Origin of the sequence: Limnohabitans sp. 15K (assembly GCF_002778285.1) — a bacterium.
GTDB lineage: Bacteria > Pseudomonadota > Gammaproteobacteria > Burkholderiales > Burkholderiaceae_C > Limnohabitans_A.
The window spans coordinates 1,376,479-1,392,675 of the sequence record NZ_NESM01000001.1 but is presented as its reverse complement, the minus strand read 5'-3'; the positions used below and the strand labels follow the sequence as shown (position 1 = coordinate 1,392,675).

At 61.2% G+C, this 16,197-nt stretch carries 16 protein-coding genes; 8 read left to right on the top strand and 8 right to left on the bottom strand.

The window, feature by feature from the left end; translation table 11 throughout:
* Positions 1-8: 8 nt before the first annotated feature.
* Positions 9-506 carry a ribosomal protein S18-alanine N-acetyltransferase gene (gene rimI, locus B9Z40_RS06585; protein ID WP_100172968.1) on the top strand — a complete coding sequence of 166 codons (498 nt, stop codon included), beginning with the start codon at positions 9-11 and terminating at the stop codon, positions 504-506.
* An 8-nt stretch (positions 507-514) separates the two neighbouring features.
* Complete coding sequence (locus B9Z40_RS06580) at positions 515-1,402, top strand: uracil-DNA glycosylase (protein WP_100172423.1); 888 nt, start codon at positions 515-517, stop codon at positions 1,400-1,402.
* A gap of 8 nt (positions 1,403-1,410) precedes the next feature.
* Here the strand turns inward: B9Z40_RS06580 and B9Z40_RS06575 are convergent, their stop codons facing one another.
* Entirely contained in the window at positions 1,411-2,295 is an 885-nt protein-coding gene (locus B9Z40_RS06575) for a DMT family transporter (protein ID WP_100172422.1), read from the bottom strand.
* A 75-nt stretch (positions 2,296-2,370) separates the two neighbouring features.
* Between B9Z40_RS06575 and pyrF the strand changes: the two genes are divergently transcribed.
* Entirely contained in the window at positions 2,371-3,213 is an 843-nt protein-coding gene (pyrF, locus tag B9Z40_RS06570) for an orotidine-5'-phosphate decarboxylase (RefSeq protein ID WP_199172500.1), read from the top strand.
* Positions 3,210-4,607, top strand: a complete 1,398-nt coding sequence (locus B9Z40_RS06565; RefSeq protein WP_233204808.1) for an MFS transporter — start codon at positions 3,210-3,212, stop codon at positions 4,605-4,607. Before pyrF ends, B9Z40_RS06565 begins: the two co-directional genes overlap by 4 nt.
* Before the next feature lie 17 nt (positions 4,608-4,624).
* On the opposite strand, the gene B9Z40_RS06560 is transcribed toward B9Z40_RS06565, so the two are convergent.
* Complete coding sequence (locus tag B9Z40_RS06560; protein ID WP_100172421.1) at positions 4,625-5,803, bottom strand: acyl-CoA dehydrogenase family protein; 1,179 nt, start codon at positions 5,801-5,803, stop codon at positions 4,625-4,627.
* A gap of 220 nt (positions 5,804-6,023) precedes the next feature.
* Between B9Z40_RS06560 and B9Z40_RS06555 the strand changes: the two genes are divergently transcribed.
* On the top strand, positions 6,024-6,644 hold the full coding sequence (locus B9Z40_RS06555) for a glutathione S-transferase family protein (protein ID WP_100172420.1): 621 nt from the start codon (positions 6,024-6,026) through the stop codon (positions 6,642-6,644).
* A 148-nt stretch (positions 6,645-6,792) separates the two neighbouring features.
* Here B9Z40_RS06555 and B9Z40_RS06550 read toward each other — a convergent pair whose 3' ends face one another.
* From B9Z40_RS06550 to B9Z40_RS06530, 5 genes are all read right to left on the bottom strand, one after another.
* On the bottom strand, positions 6,793-8,415 hold the full coding sequence (locus tag B9Z40_RS06550; RefSeq protein ID WP_100172419.1) for a long-chain-fatty-acid--CoA ligase: 1,623 nt from the start codon (positions 8,413-8,415) through the stop codon (positions 6,793-6,795).
* Positions 8,416-8,512: 97 nt separating this feature from the next.
* Positions 8,513-10,102 carry a GMC family oxidoreductase gene (locus tag B9Z40_RS06545; RefSeq protein ID WP_100172418.1) on the bottom strand — a complete coding sequence of 530 codons (1,590 nt, stop codon included), beginning with the start codon at positions 10,100-10,102 and terminating at the stop codon, positions 8,513-8,515.
* Between the two features lie 52 nt (positions 10,103-10,154).
* Positions 10,155-11,735 (bottom strand): hypothetical protein, encoded by a 1,581-nt coding sequence (locus B9Z40_RS06540; RefSeq protein WP_100172417.1) that lies wholly within the window; start codon positions 11,733-11,735, stop codon positions 10,155-10,157.
* A 39-nt stretch (positions 11,736-11,774) separates the two neighbouring features.
* Complete coding sequence (locus tag B9Z40_RS06535) at positions 11,775-11,939, bottom strand: rubredoxin (protein WP_100172416.1); 165 nt, start codon at positions 11,937-11,939, stop codon at positions 11,775-11,777.
* Positions 11,940-11,962: 23 nt separating this feature from the next.
* Positions 11,963-12,913: a fatty acid desaturase gene (locus tag B9Z40_RS06530; protein ID WP_158238061.1), complete on the bottom strand. Its 951-nt coding sequence runs from the start codon at positions 12,911-12,913 to the stop codon at positions 11,963-11,965.
* A 133-nt stretch (positions 12,914-13,046) separates the two neighbouring features.
* Between B9Z40_RS06530 and B9Z40_RS06525 the strand changes: the two genes are divergently transcribed.
* The gene (locus B9Z40_RS06525) at positions 13,047-14,024 is read left to right on the top strand and encodes an AraC family transcriptional regulator (protein ID WP_100172414.1); all 978 of its coding nucleotides are present in this window, start codon (positions 13,047-13,049) and stop codon (positions 14,022-14,024) included.
* A 20-nt stretch (positions 14,025-14,044) separates the two neighbouring features.
* On the opposite strand, the gene B9Z40_RS06520 is transcribed toward B9Z40_RS06525, so the two are convergent.
* Positions 14,045-15,220 (bottom strand): serine hydrolase, encoded by a 1,176-nt coding sequence (locus tag B9Z40_RS06520; RefSeq protein WP_100172413.1) that lies wholly within the window; start codon positions 15,218-15,220, stop codon positions 14,045-14,047.
* A 142-nt stretch (positions 15,221-15,362) separates the two neighbouring features.
* Here B9Z40_RS06520 and B9Z40_RS06515 point away from each other — a divergent pair, with 142 nt between their 5' ends.
* On the top strand, positions 15,363-15,722 hold the full coding sequence (locus B9Z40_RS06515; RefSeq protein WP_100172412.1) for a MerR family transcriptional regulator: 360 nt from the start codon (positions 15,363-15,365) through the stop codon (positions 15,720-15,722).
* Complete coding sequence (locus B9Z40_RS06510; RefSeq protein WP_100172411.1) at positions 15,719-16,126, top strand: PaaI family thioesterase; 408 nt, start codon at positions 15,719-15,721, stop codon at positions 16,124-16,126. The genes B9Z40_RS06515 and B9Z40_RS06510 overlap by 4 nt, the downstream gene beginning before the upstream one ends.
* Positions 16,127-16,197: the final 71 nt, after the last annotated feature.

Here is a 16,197-nt window from a genome sequence, read left to right as displayed (position 1 = left end):
TTTTGGCCATGACGCCCGTCCAGCCCGCCGCCCGCACGCAGCCTTCCGAGGCCACGCGCAACCGCGTCACGCTGTCGCCGATGACGCAGGACGACCTGGATGCGGTGATCGCCATCGAGCAGATGGCGTACAGCCATCCTTGGACGCGGGGCAATTTCCGCGATTCGATCAACCCCCTGTTTGAGGCCCAGTGCCTGTGGCTGGAGGGTGAGTTGCTGGGCTACTTTTTGGCCATGCGTGGCTTTGAAGAAATGCACTTGCTCAACATCACTGTGGCCCCTGCGCATCAGGGCCAAGGCTGGGCCCACATGATGCTGGACGCTTTGTCGCTGTGGTCGCGCCACGCAGGCGCGCAATGGCTGTGGCTGGAGGTGCGCCAAAGCAACCAGCGCGCTTTGCATGTGTATGAGCGTTACGGCTTCAAGCAAGTGAGCATCCGCAAGGATTACTATCCTGCAGGCCGCCAGCAGCGTGAGCATGCGGTGGTGATGAGTTTGAAACTGTGAGCCCCAACATGAGCGACCCCACCCGATTCGACCTGGACGACCGCCAACGCGCCATGCTGGCCGAGATGGGCGTGCGCGTGTGGTGGCCGCAACGCACCAGTGAGGGCACTGCCGATGATCAGCCGCAAGCTCAGGCTCAAACACCAGCCCAAGCTCCAGCCCAAGCCACTTCTATCTCGCCTTCGGTGACCGCCCCGGTGACCGCCCCGGTGGCAGCCTTGGCAACGCCAGCACCGCGACCTGCGGCCCCAGCACCTGCGCCTGCCCTTGTGCCAAAGCCGACAGCCGAGGTCATGGTGGGCAAACCCTTGGCCGACGGCGTGGACCAGATGGACTGGGCCACACTTCAAACCACCGTCGCCACTTGCCAAGCCTGTGATTTGTGCTCGCACCGCCAGCAAGCGGTGTTTGGCGTGGGCAATGTGCAAGCCGACTGGATGTTCATTGGTGATCCGCAAGTCGAAGCCGAAGGCCAACACGGTGAGCCCTTTGTGGGCCAAGCCAAGCAGCTGCTGGACAACATGCTCAAGGCCGTCGGTTTGAGCCGCGAAGCAACCACGGAAGGGCAAGGCGGCGTGTACCTCACCAGCAGCCTCAAGTGCCGCCTGCCTGGCAGCCGCAACCCCAGTCCGCAAGAGCTGGCCACTTGCGCCCCCTTTTTGGCCCGCCAAGTGGCTTTGGTCAAGCCCAAAGTCATCGTGGTGATGGGGCGGTTTTCCATTCAAGCGGTGCTGCAGTCGACCGAGCCATTGGGCAAGTTGCGCGGCCAAGTCCACACCTTCCAGGGCGTGCCCGTGGTGGTGACCTACCACCCCGATGCGCTTCTGCGCAACTTGCCGGATAAAGCCAAAGCTTGGGCCGACTTGGTGTTGGCCCTCAAGACAGTGCAGGGATAAACAGCCATTCAAACCGCGCTGCGCTTGGGCCAAAGCACCGCCGCAATCGACAGCATCATCAAACCCACGGCCGCCCAGTCCTGCCAGTGCAGCACCTCACCCAGCCACAGCGCACCGCTGAACACACCCAACACCGGGATCAGCATCACGCTCAGCGTGGAAGCCACAGGCGGCAAACTGCGGGCCAGGTAGAACCAAGCAGCCTGAGCAAAACCAAAGACCAGCACCGCATTGAAAACGATGGCGCCCCAGGTGGCGTCAGACGGCGCATGCCACTGGTCGCGCTCCAACACCATGGCCAACAACGTCATGACGCCGGTCGTTAGAAAAGCCATCCAAAAAGAAATGGTCAAAGTGGGCACGGGCATTGAGGTCCTGCGCAGAAGTTGGGTGCCCAAAGCCCAAGTACTGGCAGCGCCCAAAGCCAGCAAGACGCCCACAGGTTTGCCACTCAGATTTGACAGCTCGTGCCAGAGCAGCAAGACCACCCCGAGCGAGGCCGCAGCCACGCCGCCCCAAGCCCGCTTGTCCAGACGGTCGCCAAACACCCACGCCCCCAGAACAGCCGAGAACATGGGCATGGTGTAGCCCAAAATTGCGGCCCGTCCGCTGGACAGCGACTGCACCGCCACGATGATCAGGCCATGCCAAAAAAACATGTTGAAGGTGGACAGAAGCAACAACTCTCGCCAATGCTCACGGCCTATGCGAAACGGTACCCGCTGCACCACCAGAACCAAAGCCAACACGGGTGTGCCCAGCCACATGCACAGGGCGCGAAAGCTCAGCGGTGGAAACCCTGTGACCCCGATTTTCATGATCGGCCAGTTGATGCCCCAGACCAGGGTCAGCAAGACCAGAACCGTCCATTGCCGCGATGAGAGTTTGTGCATGCTGCCATCTTAGCCTTGGGCCGCGAGCAAGGCTGTCGCCATCAGCGCCACAAGACCGCCCTTTAAAATACCCGCATGACCTTTCTTGACATGCTGCGCGCCGCCGAGCGCCAAAACGGCTCCATGCTCTGCGTGGGCCTGGACCCCGAACCCACCAAGTTCCCTGAGCGCTACAAAGGCGACGCCAACAAGATCTACGACTTTTGCGCCGCCATCGTGGACGCCACCGCCGATCTGGTCAGCAGCTTCAAGCCCCAAATCGCCTACTTTGCCGCGCACCGCGCCGAAGGCCAGCTTGAACGCCTGATGGAACACATGCGACGCGTGGCCCCCAATGTGCCGATCATTCTGGACGCCAAGCGCGGCGACATCGGCAGCACGGCCGAGCAATACGCCAAAGAGGCTTTTGAGCGCTACGGTGCCGACGCCGTGACCCTCTCGCCCTTCATGGGCTGGGACTCGGTGGCCCCGTACCTCAAGTACCACGGCAAAGGCGCGTTTTTGCTGTGTCGCACTTCCAACCCTGGCGGCGACGATCTGCAAAACCAGCGTTTGGCTTCGGTTGATGGCCAGCCTTTGTTGTACGAGCACATCGCCCAATTGGCCCAAGGCCCTTGGAACCTGAACGGCCAACTTGGCTTGGTGGTCGGTGCGACCTACCCCGCAGAAATCGAACGTGTGCGCGAACTTGCCCCCACCGTGCCCTTGCTGATTCCCGGTGTGGGCGCACAAGGCGGCGATGCCGTGGCCACCGTCAAGGCTGGCTGGCGCGCCAACGCCGATGGTTCAAGCGCCAGTTCGGTCATCGTCAACTCATCGCGCGCGGTGCTTTACGCATCGAGTGGTGACGACTTTGCAGCGGCGGCCCGTCAAGTGGCCCTGCAGACGCGCGACACGCTCGAAGCGGCCAAGGCTTGAAGGCCCCTAAGGACCTTCAGGCCCTGACGACCACCGCCGTCAAGTACACACCCGAGGGCGTGCGGTGGATAGCCCTGCTGTCCCTGCTGACCGCTGTCTTTCTCGGCTCGCTCGATCAATCGGTCGCCAACACGGCATTGCCTGCGATCGGCGCGGCCATGCAGCGCACGCCTGCCGAATCGGTCTGGGTGGTCCATGCTTATCAGCTGGCCGTGGTGGCTGTGTTGTTGCCGCTGGCCGCGTTGGGAGACCGCTGGGGCGCACGCAAGGTGTTTTTGCTGGGCATGTTGCTGTTCAATTTGGCGGCGCTGGGCAGCGCTTGTGCCACGAGCTTGGAGTGGTTGGCCTTTTTTCGTGCCATCCAGGGCGTGGGTGCGGCAGGGGTCATGAGTGTCAATTTGGCCCTGATTCAGCGCATCTTCCCGCCCGAAAAGTTGGGGCGCGGTGCGGGCATGAACGCTTTGATTGTGGGTTTGGGCTTCAGCTTGGGGCCGACAGTGGCCTCCGTCTTGCTGGCCTTTTTGCCATGGCCCTGGTTGTTTGGCTTGCAGGCCCCGCTGGGCTTGATGGGGCTGTTGTTTGCGCGGCGTTACCTGCCCCGCACGGAAGCTGCAAAGACCGACGCGCCCTATGACCGTGTTCTGGCGCTGTTGTCGGCCGTTTGTTTTGCGTCGCTGGTATTCACGCTCAGTGCCATTGCGCAGCAACAAGGGGTTGTCGTGGTGGTCGGCTCACTGGTGCTCATGTTGGGCAGCGGCTTCTGCTTGCTGCGCCGCCAGCGCGGGCATGCGGCACCTGTGCTACCCGTGGATTTGATGCGCAGGCCTTTGTTCAGCTTGTCGGTGTTCACCTCGTTCAGCTCTTTCACGACCCAAGGCTTGGCGTTCGTGGCTTTGCCTTTCTTTTTTCAGCAGCAGCTGGGGCGTCCTCCCCTGGAAACGGGGGTGCTCATGTCGGTCTGGGCGCTGGTGGTGGCTGTGATGGCGCCCGTCGCAGGCACGCTGTCTGACCGATACCCACCCGCCATTTTGGGCGGTGTGGGCTTGAGCATTCTGAGCTTGGGCATGGCCGGGCTGGGCATTATGGGCGTAATGGGCGCTGAGGTTTCATTCGGCCTGATGGCGTTGTGCATGGCGCTGTGCGGTATGGGATTTGGTTTGTTCCAGTCACCGAATTTGCGCGCCATCATGACCAGTGCACCTGCCCACCGCACCAGTGGTGCCAGCGGCATGGTGGCCTTGGCGCGGCTGATCGGGCAGGCCAGCGGTGCCGCTTTGGTGGCCCTGTGTTTCAACTTGTTTGGGCCGCTGGGCGCTGGTCGGGCGATCATGTTGGGCGCCGTGACGGCAGGCCTGGGGGCGGCGCTCAGCTTGGCCCGACTGCGCGCTCGCTAAGACGCTGGCCGGGGTGCTTACGCCTTTGCCGCCTGCTGCGCCTTGTAAACGATCTTGCGCGCCATGCTCCATCGGTGCACTTCGCTCGGGCCGTCATAAATCCGGAAAGCCCGCATGTCCATGAAGATCCGCATCACGGGCGTTTCGGCGGTCACGCCTTGGCCACCCAGAATTTGCACGCAGCGGTCCACCACGCGCCATTCGGCTTCTGAGCAGGCCACTTTGGCGCGGCTCGATTCAAAGCCGCCTTTTTGGCCTTGGTCGAGCAGCCAGGCGGTGTGCCAGATGTGCAGGCGGGCGGTGTGCAGGTCGATGTCGTTGTCGGCCAGCATGAAGCCCACGCCTTCGTGTTCGGCTAGGGGCTTGCCAAAGGCTTTGCGGCGGCTGGCGTAGTCCACGGCGATGTCGTGCGCGCGGCGAGCCTGGCCCAGCCAGCGCATGCAGTGGGTCAGGCGTGCTGGTGCCAGCCGAATTTGTGCGTAGCGAAAGCCCTGGCCCACTTCGCCCAACACATCGGCGGCGGGCACGCGCACGTTGTCAAAGCGCAGCACGCCGTGGCCACCGGTGAAGCAGTTGTCCATCGCGTCCATGCTGCGTTCCAGCGTGATGCCCGCTTTGTCCATGTCGGTCAAAAACATGGTGGCCGTGCCGTCTTCCATGCGCGCCATGACGATGGCGTAGTCGGCCCCTTCGGCCCCTGTGATGAACCATTTGCGGCCGTTGATCAGGTAGTCGTTACCCTCTTGCACGGCGGTGGTTGTGAGCATCGACGGGTCGGCCCCCGCGCCCGGGTCGGGTTCGGTCATGGCAAAGCACGAGCGCGTGAGGCCCGCTACTTGGGGCCGCAGCCAGCGCTCTTTTTGTGCGGGTGTGGCCACTTCTTCCATGAGGTGGATGTTGCCTTCGTCGGGCGCGTGGATGTTCAGCGCGGTGGGCCCCAAGTTGGAGTAACCGGCTTCTTCAAACACCACCGCTTTCGCGATATGGCTCAGGCCCAAGCCGCCCATCTCGACCGAGGCGTGGGGCGTGAGCAAGCCTGCAGCGCGCGCGCGGGCCACCAGTTCTTCGCGCAGTTCTTTGGACGGACCGTGCAGGCCGTGGCGCGGATCACCCTCCAGTGGGATCACTTGTTCGGCAATGAACTGCCGCGTGCGGTCACGCAGCGCTGCTATGTCCGGAGGGATGTCGAAGTTCATGGTCTGGTTTCTTCATTCGTTGATCTGTGTTCCAGACGATTGGAATGCCTGGATTCTTTCTGTGCTGTCCGGCTTGTGACTGGCTGTCGCCGCTGTGTCTTGTGGCGTGGTGCGGCGATCGCTTGTCATCTGTGTGGCATGCCATCGTTCAGGCGGGTGATAGTCTGCACAAAACGCACGGGAGACTGTGCACATTGCCCCTGCCGAAAAAGGACACCCCATGAAGCTTTACACCGCCCACCGCGCCCCCAGTCCCCGCCGGGTGCTGATGTTTTTGGTCGAGAAAAACATCACCGGCATCGAGATGATCAACATGGACCTGAACGGCGGCGAGCACCGCCAGCCTGAATATTTGGCCAAAAGCCCGCTGGCCAAAGTGCCCGCACTGGAGTTGGATGACGGCCGCGTGATCACCGAGACACGGGCGATTTGCACCTTGCTCGAAGGCCGCTTTCCTGAGCCCAACCTGATGGGTGTGGACGGTGACGAGCGCGGCTTCATCGAGATGGCCGACCGGCAGGTGGAGCTGTATTTGCTGGGCGGCATCGCCAACGCGATCCGCCACAGCCATCCAGGCTTGGCCGCTTTGGAAAAACCGCAGTTTCCGGAGTTTGGCCGCTCTCAGGCCGAAAAGGTGCGTGAGGTGGCGCGGGGTTTTGACCAGCGCCTGCAAAGCCAGCCTTTCATCGCGGGCGAGCGTTTCACCATCGCCGACATCACCGCGTTTTGCGCGCTGGAGTTTGCGCGCGGCCTGATGAAGTTTGTGCCCGGCGACGAGGGCATGAACGCTTTGCAAGCTTGGCGCGACCGCATGAACGAGCGGCCCAGCGCCAAGGTTTGAGCCGCAGTCGGAGGCTACATGAAGAGGGTTGTTTCAGGAGCGCCTCTGTAGGAGCGGCGCCCTCGCCGCGATCAAGCCCCTGAGACCACCAATGATCGCCCCGAGGGCGGGGCTCCCACAGGTCAAAATCTTGCTCAGCAAGACGTGATCAGCTGAACACGCCGCCGTACTCTTTGCGCAGGTCGTTCTTTTGCACCTTGCCTGTGCCGCCCACGGGCAGCGATTCGAGGAAGACCACATCGTCGGGCACCCACCACTTGGCCACTTGCGTGGTCAGGTAGTCGAGGATCTCTTGCTTTTCCAGCGCCTGCCCCGGCTTGCGCACGATGAACAGCAGCGGGCGCTCGTCCCACTTGGGGTGCTTGACGCCAATGACCGCAGCCATGGCCACGGCGGGGTGACCGATGGCGGCGTTTTCCAGGTCGATCGAGCTGATCCATTCGCCACCGGTTTTGATGACGTCTTTGGTGCGGTCGCGGATCTGCATGGTGCCGTGCGCATCGATGGTGGCGATGTCGCCTGTGGGGAACCAGCCGTCCACCAGCGCGGTTTTGTCGGACTTGAAGTAGCGCTCCATGATCCACTGGCCGCGCACCATCAGCTCGCCTTGCGATGTGCCGTCGCGGGGCAACATGGCGCCGTTTTCATCCACGATTTTGATCTCGATGCCTGAGACAGTTTTGCCTTGCTTGGCCACGATGGCGTGTTGCTCGGCGGCCGGGCGCAAGCGGTCGGCGCGGCTCAGGTTGCTCATGGTGGCGACAGCCGTGGTCTCTGTCATGCCCCAGCCGTGGCGCACTTCCACACCGTAGTTGTCCATGAACTTGGCTATCAACGCCATCGGCATGGCCGAGCCGCCCACGCAGGTGCGCTTCATGTGGGCAAAGCGCAAGTTGTTTTGCTCGACGTGCTGGATCAAGCCCATCCAGATGGTGGGCACACCCGCGCTGATGGTGACTTGCTCGGCGTCCATCAGTTCATACAAACTGGCGCCGTCGAGCTTGGGGCCAGGCAAGACCAGTTTGGTGCCCGCCACCAACGCGGCATAGGGGATGCACCAAGCGTTGATGTGGAACATGGGCACCACGGGCAGAACAGTCTCTTGCGTGGAAAAGCCCAGTACATCGGGCAGGCAGGCGGTGGTGGCGTCCAGCACGATGGCGCGGTGCGTGTACAGCACGCCCTTGGGGTTGCCGGTGGTGCCCGAGGTGTAGCAAAGTGCAGCGCCGGTTTGGTCGTCCAGCTCGGGCCAAGCGAAAGTGTCGCTTTGGCCGGTGATCAAACCTTCGTAATTCATCACATTGGCCACTCCCTCGATGGCGGGCGTGTTGGCCGCGTCGGCCAAACAGACCCAGGCGCGCACCTTGGGGCAATGTGCGGCGATGCCTTTGACCAGCGGCGCGAAGGTCGCGTCAAACAACACCACTTCGTCTTCGGCGTGGTTGATCACATAGATCAACTGCTGCGGGTGCAGGCGCGGGTTGCAGGTGTGCATGACCATGCCGCTGCCCGAGACGGCGTAATACGCTTCCAGGTGACGGTGGTTGTTCCAAGCGATCGAGCCGACCGCACTGCCTGCTTTGAGGCCGATGTGCGCCAGTGCGTTGGCGAGCTGACGTGCGCGTTGGGCGGTTTCGGCGTAGGTGGTGCGGTGCAGCGGGCCGTGCGTCTCACGCGAAACGATTTCTTGGTCGCCGAATTGCGCAGCGCCGTGTTCGAGGATGCCCGAAATGAGCAAGGGGCGGTTCATCATGAGGCCGGATGTGGTCATGGTTTTGTCTCTAGTAGGGGGAATTTTGAGTGGGCCAGCGCCGGTGTTTCGGCACTGACTCTGGGGTCGGTATGGATCATACCGACCCCATGAGGGATCAATGGGCTTGACGAATCAGGTCCACGGCTTTTTCGGCCATCGCGATCACTGTGGCGTTGGTGTTGGCACCAATCAGCGTTGGCATGACGGAGGCGTCGACCACGCGCAGCCCTTCGAGGCCATGCACTTGCAGGGTGGGGTTGACCACCGCCATGGCGTCGGTGCCCATCTTGCAGGTGCCCACCGGGTGGTACACGGTGTCGGAGCGTTCGCGCAAGAGGTGTCGGATTTCATCGTCTGTCTGCACCCCTCCTGTGAACACATCTTTGTGCCGCACGCGGGCCAAGGCGGGGGCGTTCATCAGTTGCTGGGTGAGTTTGTAGCCTTTGAGCAAGGTTTCAAGATCATCGTCGTGTGCCAAAAAAGCCGGATCGATGAGCGGTGCTTGGCGCGCATCGGCATGGGCCAGCGTGACTTGTCCACGGCTTTTGGGGCGCAAGACGCACACATGGCACGAATAGCCATGGGCTGCATGCAACTTGCGTGCGTGGTCTTCCACCAAACCCACAACGAAGTGCAGTTGCACATCTGGCGCCGCCAACGATGGGTCTGTTTTCAAGAAACCACCGGCTTCGGCGTAGTTGGTGCCGATGAAGCCTTGCCGTGTGCGGATGTATTGCAAGGCTTCTTTGGCCAAGTGAGCGGTGCCGCCCAGCGAGATGCCCATCAAATCCAAGCTTTTGGCGGCGTAGCCAAAAATGAAGTCCGGGTGGTCTTGCAGGTTTTGGCCCACCCCGGGCAAGTTGTGCAGCACCTCGATGCCGTGCTGCTGCAAATGCACACCAGGCCCCACGCCCGAGGCCATCAGCAACTGTGGTGACTGGAAAGCGCCTGCGCACAAGAGCACTTCACGGCGGGCGCGGATGACGCGCTTGGTGCCGGACTGGATGCACTCAACACCTACAGCACGGCGGCCTTCAAACAGGATGCGCGTGACCTGCACGCCGGTTTCGACATGCAGATTTTGGCGCTGTCCCATGTACGGGTGCAAGTAGCCACGCGCGGCGCTCCAGCGTTCGCCGTTGCGCTGCGTGACTTGGTAAACCCCTAAGCCTTCTTGCGTGGCCCCGTTGAAGTCGTCGTTGATCGGGAAACCCGCTTCACGCGCCGCGTTCAGGTAGATCTGCTGGAATGGGTTGTGCGTCTGCAGGTCAGACACATGCATGGGGCCATCGCTGCCATGAAATTCATCCTGGATGCGGCTGTTGTTTTCGCTGCGTTTGAAATAAGGCAAGAGCTCGTCGTAAGACCAGCCCACATTGCCAAGTTCTGACCAGTGGTCATAGTCGGAGCGGTGCCCACGGGTGTAGACCATGGCGTTGATGGCGGATGATCCCCCCAGCCCTTTGCCGCGTGGCTGGTATCCCTTGCGACCGTTCAAGCCTGCCTGTGACACGGTTTCAAAAGCGTAATTGTTGATGCGGGTCGGCAGCATCGCCACCGCTACTGCAGGTGTGTTGACCAGCCAGCTGTCGCCTCGGCCGCCAGCTTCCAGCAGCATGACTTGCACTTCGGCGTTTTCGCTCAGTCGGCCCGCCATCACGCTGCCGCCCGAGCCGCCACCGATCACGATGTAATCCATGTCCATGCGTGTCTCCAATTGTTTGAGCCATGCCACAAGGCGGCATGGCCATTTCTTGTCATTTGGGCAGCATGGCCCAGAGTTTGGATTTGTCTACAGGGCACCCCAGTGCTTCAAATCGATCTTTCGCCTTGAGGTTGAGCACATAGGGCAGGTACTCGCCCATGGCTTGCTTTTCGGTACCAGGTTGGGTGACCGCGAACCAGCTGTGTTTGAAGTCCGCATGAACTTGTGTGTGGCGGTTGATGAGCGATGCAAATTGTGGCGACCCGCTGACCATGCCGTCGCCATTGCCCATGTCTATCCAGGCCACGCCGCACGCTACTGTGGCATTGGACGGGCGGTCATCTTGGCGCGAAACCACCAGTGCATAGCGGCCACTGGCGTCTGCACTGGCCGCCAGTTGTTCGTCATAGATGCAGTCCGGCGTGCTGGCGGCCGTCAAGGACCCACCTGTGCAGACCGAGGCATAGCGCATGTCGTAATCAGAAGGGTTGTCTTTTTCGCCATGCCAGTTTTTAGGGGTGCGCGGCAGCTTGGCCGTCATGACATAGACCTGACCGTAATTTCGGCTCAGGTAGGTGTAGCCATAACGCGTGACCTTGTTGCTCCACCAGCCGCCCACTTGTTCGGGTGTTTTGGCCGTGAGCATGGGGAAGAACAAATCGGTCACCACCTGCTTGCGGTTGAAGAAGGCTTGCAACGGGCGCGCCTCCACATCCTTGGCGCCCACATTGGCCGTGTCCACCCAAGGCAGATGGGTCAGCAAGACCCAGGCACGGCCATCGACCGAACTGGGCAATTGTTTGCCGCGCATGGCGGTGCTGCTGGCTTCGCAGGCGGCATCACCCTCCAGGCGTTGGCCATCGGCTTTGACCATGGCTACGGCCGGCAGGGCCACGCTGCCCAGGTAATCGGTGCTGTGGTCGGGCACGTAGTTGCGCATCCACATGAACACTTCTGCGCCTGCATCCGCGTTGGTGTACAGCGTATTGGCCGGGCGTGGCGAGACCGGCTTGCCGTTCACGATGGTGAAGGTGTAGCGGCGGTTCTTGGCATCCCGAGGCACACCGGGTACGAATGGATTGACCGAGCCTGCATCGGGTGTGATTTCCACGTCATTGAGTGCATCCTGCGGCTCGCCACGGGGGTTGTAAGTGTTGAAGTTCCAATGGCGCATGTGCGGGAATTCGCCCTGTACGACCAGTTTGGCGCCCTCTGGCAATTTGAATGCCGTAGGGATGTAAGTGGTGGCGGTGTCTGGGAACTGGTTTTCCAATGAAAAGGAGTTGGCGTCGTTGGTGAAGACGCCGTTTCGTGCGCGGGGACCAGGCCAAAAACATGAGCGCAGGCTCAGGTTGTGTTTCTGGTTGGCCTGGGTGTGGATGTCCATCGGCTTTTCAGGCGGCATCGGCGGCACGATGCGGCCACGACCTGCGCTGTCGACCACATAGCCCACATCGTTGGGCTTGGGGGTGCCGTCGGCAGCGCCTTGGCCCATTTCATATTGCTTGTAAGTGGGGCGGTTGATGCTCGGGTCGTCTTTGGCCAGACGAGATGTGGCCCACAGCACTGCTGCGGCGACGAGTGCGATCAGGGTGATCAGCACAGCAGCGACGATTTTGAGAAATTTTTTCATGCACTTGTCTCCTTGTTTTTCTGAGCTATCAGACTTGTGTCAGTCTTCGATCAGGTGGTAGTCCGATTTCATGGCGCCGCACTCCAAGCAGCACCAGTCTTCGGGCAAGTCCTCAAACGGGGTGCCCGGCGGGATGCCCGTGTCCGGGTCGCCTTCGGCTTCGTCGTACACATGGGCGCAATACGCGCAGCGGTATTTCTTCATGTCAGCCTTTCAGTGCAATGGGGTCAGTGCGATCCGATGGCGGTGGTGCCACCGGGGTGGAAGGTGGGGATGAGCGCCAAGCCATGTTGGATGCGCAGATCGCGAGCGCGCAACTCGGGCTCCATCAACTGCCAGACCTTGCGGTGGTTGTAGGAGGGTGTGGTGGGCCACAGGTGGTGTATCAGGTGGTAGTTGTGCCATTGCATGAGCGCGTCCATCACCGGTTCGTTCCCCATGCGCATGGTGGTGCCTGCGGTCAGGTTGTTCTGGGTGGATGCCGCCGTGGTGATGTGTTGCAGTTGCCCATGTTCATCGCCGTCCAGGTGCGGCAGCCACAAGAACACAAAGCCGATCAGTGCCGTTGTGATGCGAGCGGGAATCAGCCACAACATCACCACTTCCCAGCCGTACCCGAAATAGACCAAGGCGGCGACCAGCGCTACGGTCATGGCGGCCAGTGGCAGGGTGTCCTTGAGTGTTTTGACACCCCGTGGGTCGCCCGAGCGCCAGTTGTAGACCGCATACGACAAGTCGAAGGTCATCCAGCGAAAAACAATGTTCCACCAGGGCCCGTGTGCGTAATGGTCGGGGTCTTTGGCCTCGTTGGTGAAGCGGTGGTGGATCATGTGCGAGTAGCGGAAGGTGCTCAAAGACACCTGTGGCGCGATCATCAGCAAGGCGATGCGGCCCATCCAGTCGTTGAGTTGCACATTCGACGAAGCACTTCGGTGTGTGGCGTCATGCGCCACATGGAAGATGGGGTACATGAACAGCACATTGAGCATGGCTGCGACCCACATCGGCACATGTCCGTTCAAAGCCAGTGTGTCGGTGCCCACAATGCCCACCAGGATGAACACCAAGATGGCCAAGGTGGGCCAGGCAATCAACGGTGGGTTGGTTAGTCGGTAGTGCTCGGCTTTTTTATCCGGCGAGACCAGGATTGGATTTTTCGAAGACGCGTTCGACGACATGTTTTTGTCTCTCTCGTTGGCCTGGTGGTGCATGCCGCCAAGCGTTTGTGTGATCAGTCATTGTCTGGAGTGGTCGCATTTCGGACAGCTCAGCAAGTGACAATATTTCCTCATTAAGTGACAATCTCTTTGCATGAATGAACCCACCTCCCCTGCAGCCTGGCGCGAAGGCGTCATCCATCCGGCCTATGTGCGGATCGCCATCGCCCTGGCCGAACGCATGGGCCTGGCGGTAGAACTGCGTTTGCCCGAAGGGGGGCGCATGGTGTCGGTCCTCGATGTGCTGCCCTTGCTTGAAAAACTGGATGTGGCCCACAAACCCTATTTGGGCATCGACCTGGGCAGTCTGATCCCGGCATCGGCCCATGGCGCCATGGGTTATGCGGTGGTGTCCAGCGCCACCGTGGGCGAGGCCATGCACACGCTGGCGCGCTATGCCTCGATGCGCAACCGATTCTTCAAGTACCGCTGCGAAAGCGATGATGAAGAAATGCGCTTGGTTTTGGAGCCGCGCATGCCCCTGGGGCCGCTGCGCACCTTTTGCGAAATCGGCACCGCCGTCTCGGTGTTCAAGATGATCCAGGGTGTGGCGGGAGACGAGGCTGCCGCGCACATGCACTTTGACGCGCATTGGAGCGGAGAAGTGCCTTTGAATGTTCCCATGCAGATGCGCTATGCCCAAGCGCAAACACTTCTGCGGGTTCCGCATGCGATTGCCCGCAAGGCCACGCCAACGGTCGACGCCAAGCTCTATGCCAGCGCGTGCCGAAGCTGCGAAGAAGAACTCGCTGCCATCGACGGCAGCCTGGTGTCACGTTTGCGCGCCATGATGCCCAGTGAACAGCAAGACTGGCCCAGCCTGAAGGAGGCGGCCGAGCGTTTGGCCATGTCACCGCGTACCTTGATTCGCCGACTGGTGGCCGAAGGGGTGACTTACCAGTCTTTGCTGGACGAGGCCAAAAGCGAGATGGCCTGTTGGTTGCTGAAAAACACCCAGCTGCCCATGAGCGCCATCGCAGAGCGACTGGGCTTTGTGGACGACACCAATTTCAGTCGCGGCTTCAGGCGCTGGCGTGGCTGTACGCCGCTGGAATACCGCAAAAGCCTTTGACTGGCCTGAGGCGTATGGCCTCAGAGCAAGGCTGCGTAGACCAGGTCGCGAAACAGGGGCCTGTAATAGTCCCGCTGATTGGGCGCCTGGACCATCAGCATCGCGTACATGTCCAGCGCTGGGTCCACAAAGAAGGTGGTGCCGGCGATGCCGCCCCAGTAATACAGGCCAACCGAGCCGGGCACGGGCGACAAGCCCAGCTGCGTGCGTACCGCAAACCCGAGACCAAAGCCGTGACCGGGCGGCAGCAAGGTGCCATCTGACGGCATGCCGCCCAGATGATCGGCGGTCATGTAGTCCACCGTGTGCGGGCCCAGCAGTCGCATACCGTTCAGCTCGCCCCGGTTGCGCAGGCACTGCAAAAAGCGGGTGTAGTCCATCATGGTGGACATCAACCCGCCTCCGCCGCCTTCCATGGCGGGCACTTGGCGGGGTTCGAGCACCTTCATGGGTACGCCGCCATCAGGGTCGTGCGCGAAGGGTTCGGCAATGCGGTGCTGCTGATCGGGCGGCACGGCAAAGCCGGTGTCCACCATGCCCAGCGGGCCAAAGATTTCTGCTTGCAAAAATGCGCCCAAGCCTTGCCCGCTGACCACCTCGACCAGCCGCCCCAGTACATCCGTGGCGCGGCTGTAGGCCCACACGGTACCGGGCTGGAACTGCAAGGGCATCGCCGCCAGCGTTTGCGAGAACTCGGCGTTGGTGCGCTCACGCGAAGCGATCTTGACTTGCCCGTACTGCTGCTGCACGGGCGAGGTGCCGAGAAATTCATAGGTCAGCCCTGCCGTGTGGCGCAGCAGGTCTTGCACCGTGGCTTCTTGCTTGACCGGTTCCAACCCGTTGCCTGTTGCCACCTGTTGGTTCGCGTACTCGGGCATCCATCGGCTGACCGGGTCGGAGAGCAGCAATTGCCCACGCTCAACCAGCATCATCACCGCCACCGACACGACCGGCTTGGTCATCGAATAGATGCGGAAGATGCTGTCGGTTTTCATCGGTGCGCCCGTGCCGGGGTCTTGCTGGCCCACGGCCTCGAACAAGGCGATCTGACCTTTACGGGCCACCATGGCCACCGCGCCCGGCAGTCGGCCGCTGTCCACTTCGCGGCGCAGCACGTCCATCAGGCGCTGCGTGCGTTCGGGGCAGAGGCCCACATCAGCGGGTTGGGCGTGGGGCAAAGCTTTATGTGCAGTCATCGGGGGCTCCGGTTGAGGGGTGTTTTGTACACCAGCATCGCGCAACCGGGTATCACCTGCGGCGCAGATGCTTGTTTGGCTTGTCGCTCATGCGTCAAGGCACAGAACCTTGGCGTTGTGCGAGCGTTGCTAGACTGAATCCATGCGCATTTCAGAACTCTCTGCCAAGACCCAGGTGTCGGTGCACCGCTTGCGGCGGTATGAAGCTGACGGACTCATTGAAAGCCAGAGATTGCCCAACGGCTACCGCGATTACGACGAGAAAACCGTCAAGCACGTCATCTTCATCGCCATGTCGCGTGAGATGGGTTTCTCGCTCTCCTTCATCGCTGAGTATTTGCCGCGCTTCAAAACGGGCAAGCTGTCAGCGCAAGAGATGATCGACGCGATCCTGGCGCGTGTGGCCGAGATCGACCAGCTCTTGACCGAGCAGAAAGCACTTCGCAAAAAACTGATGGACCACATCGGGTGGTTCAAAACCCAAGCCAGGAGAACCCTATGAGCCCACTTGAGATGCTGAAAAAAATCAACGCCATGGCCGAGTTCAACCGCTGGTGCGGCATCGAAGTCACCGTGGCCGAACCCGGATTTGTCGAGATCCAGATGCCTTGGCGGCCAGAGGTCGGGCAGTATTCGGGGTTTTTGCATGCAGGCTTGATCGGCACACTCATCGACACCGCGTGCGGCTTTGCAGCAGGTACCGTGGCCGGCCCCAATTTGTTGGCCGCCAACTTTTCGGTCAACTGCCTGCGCCCTGCCGTCGGTCAAAAGTTCATTGCCCGAGCAAGGGTGGTCAAACCGGGCAAAGCGCAGATTTTCACAAGCTGCGACTTGTTTGCGGTGGATGCTGAAGGCGAAAAGCTGGTCGCGAATGGTCAAACCTTGCTGACGGTGGTCGCTGCGTAATCTGCGCAGCGCGCAAATGCCCTTGAGCGGCCATCGCCGCCAAGGGCTGGAAAAGCTACAATACTTGTTCA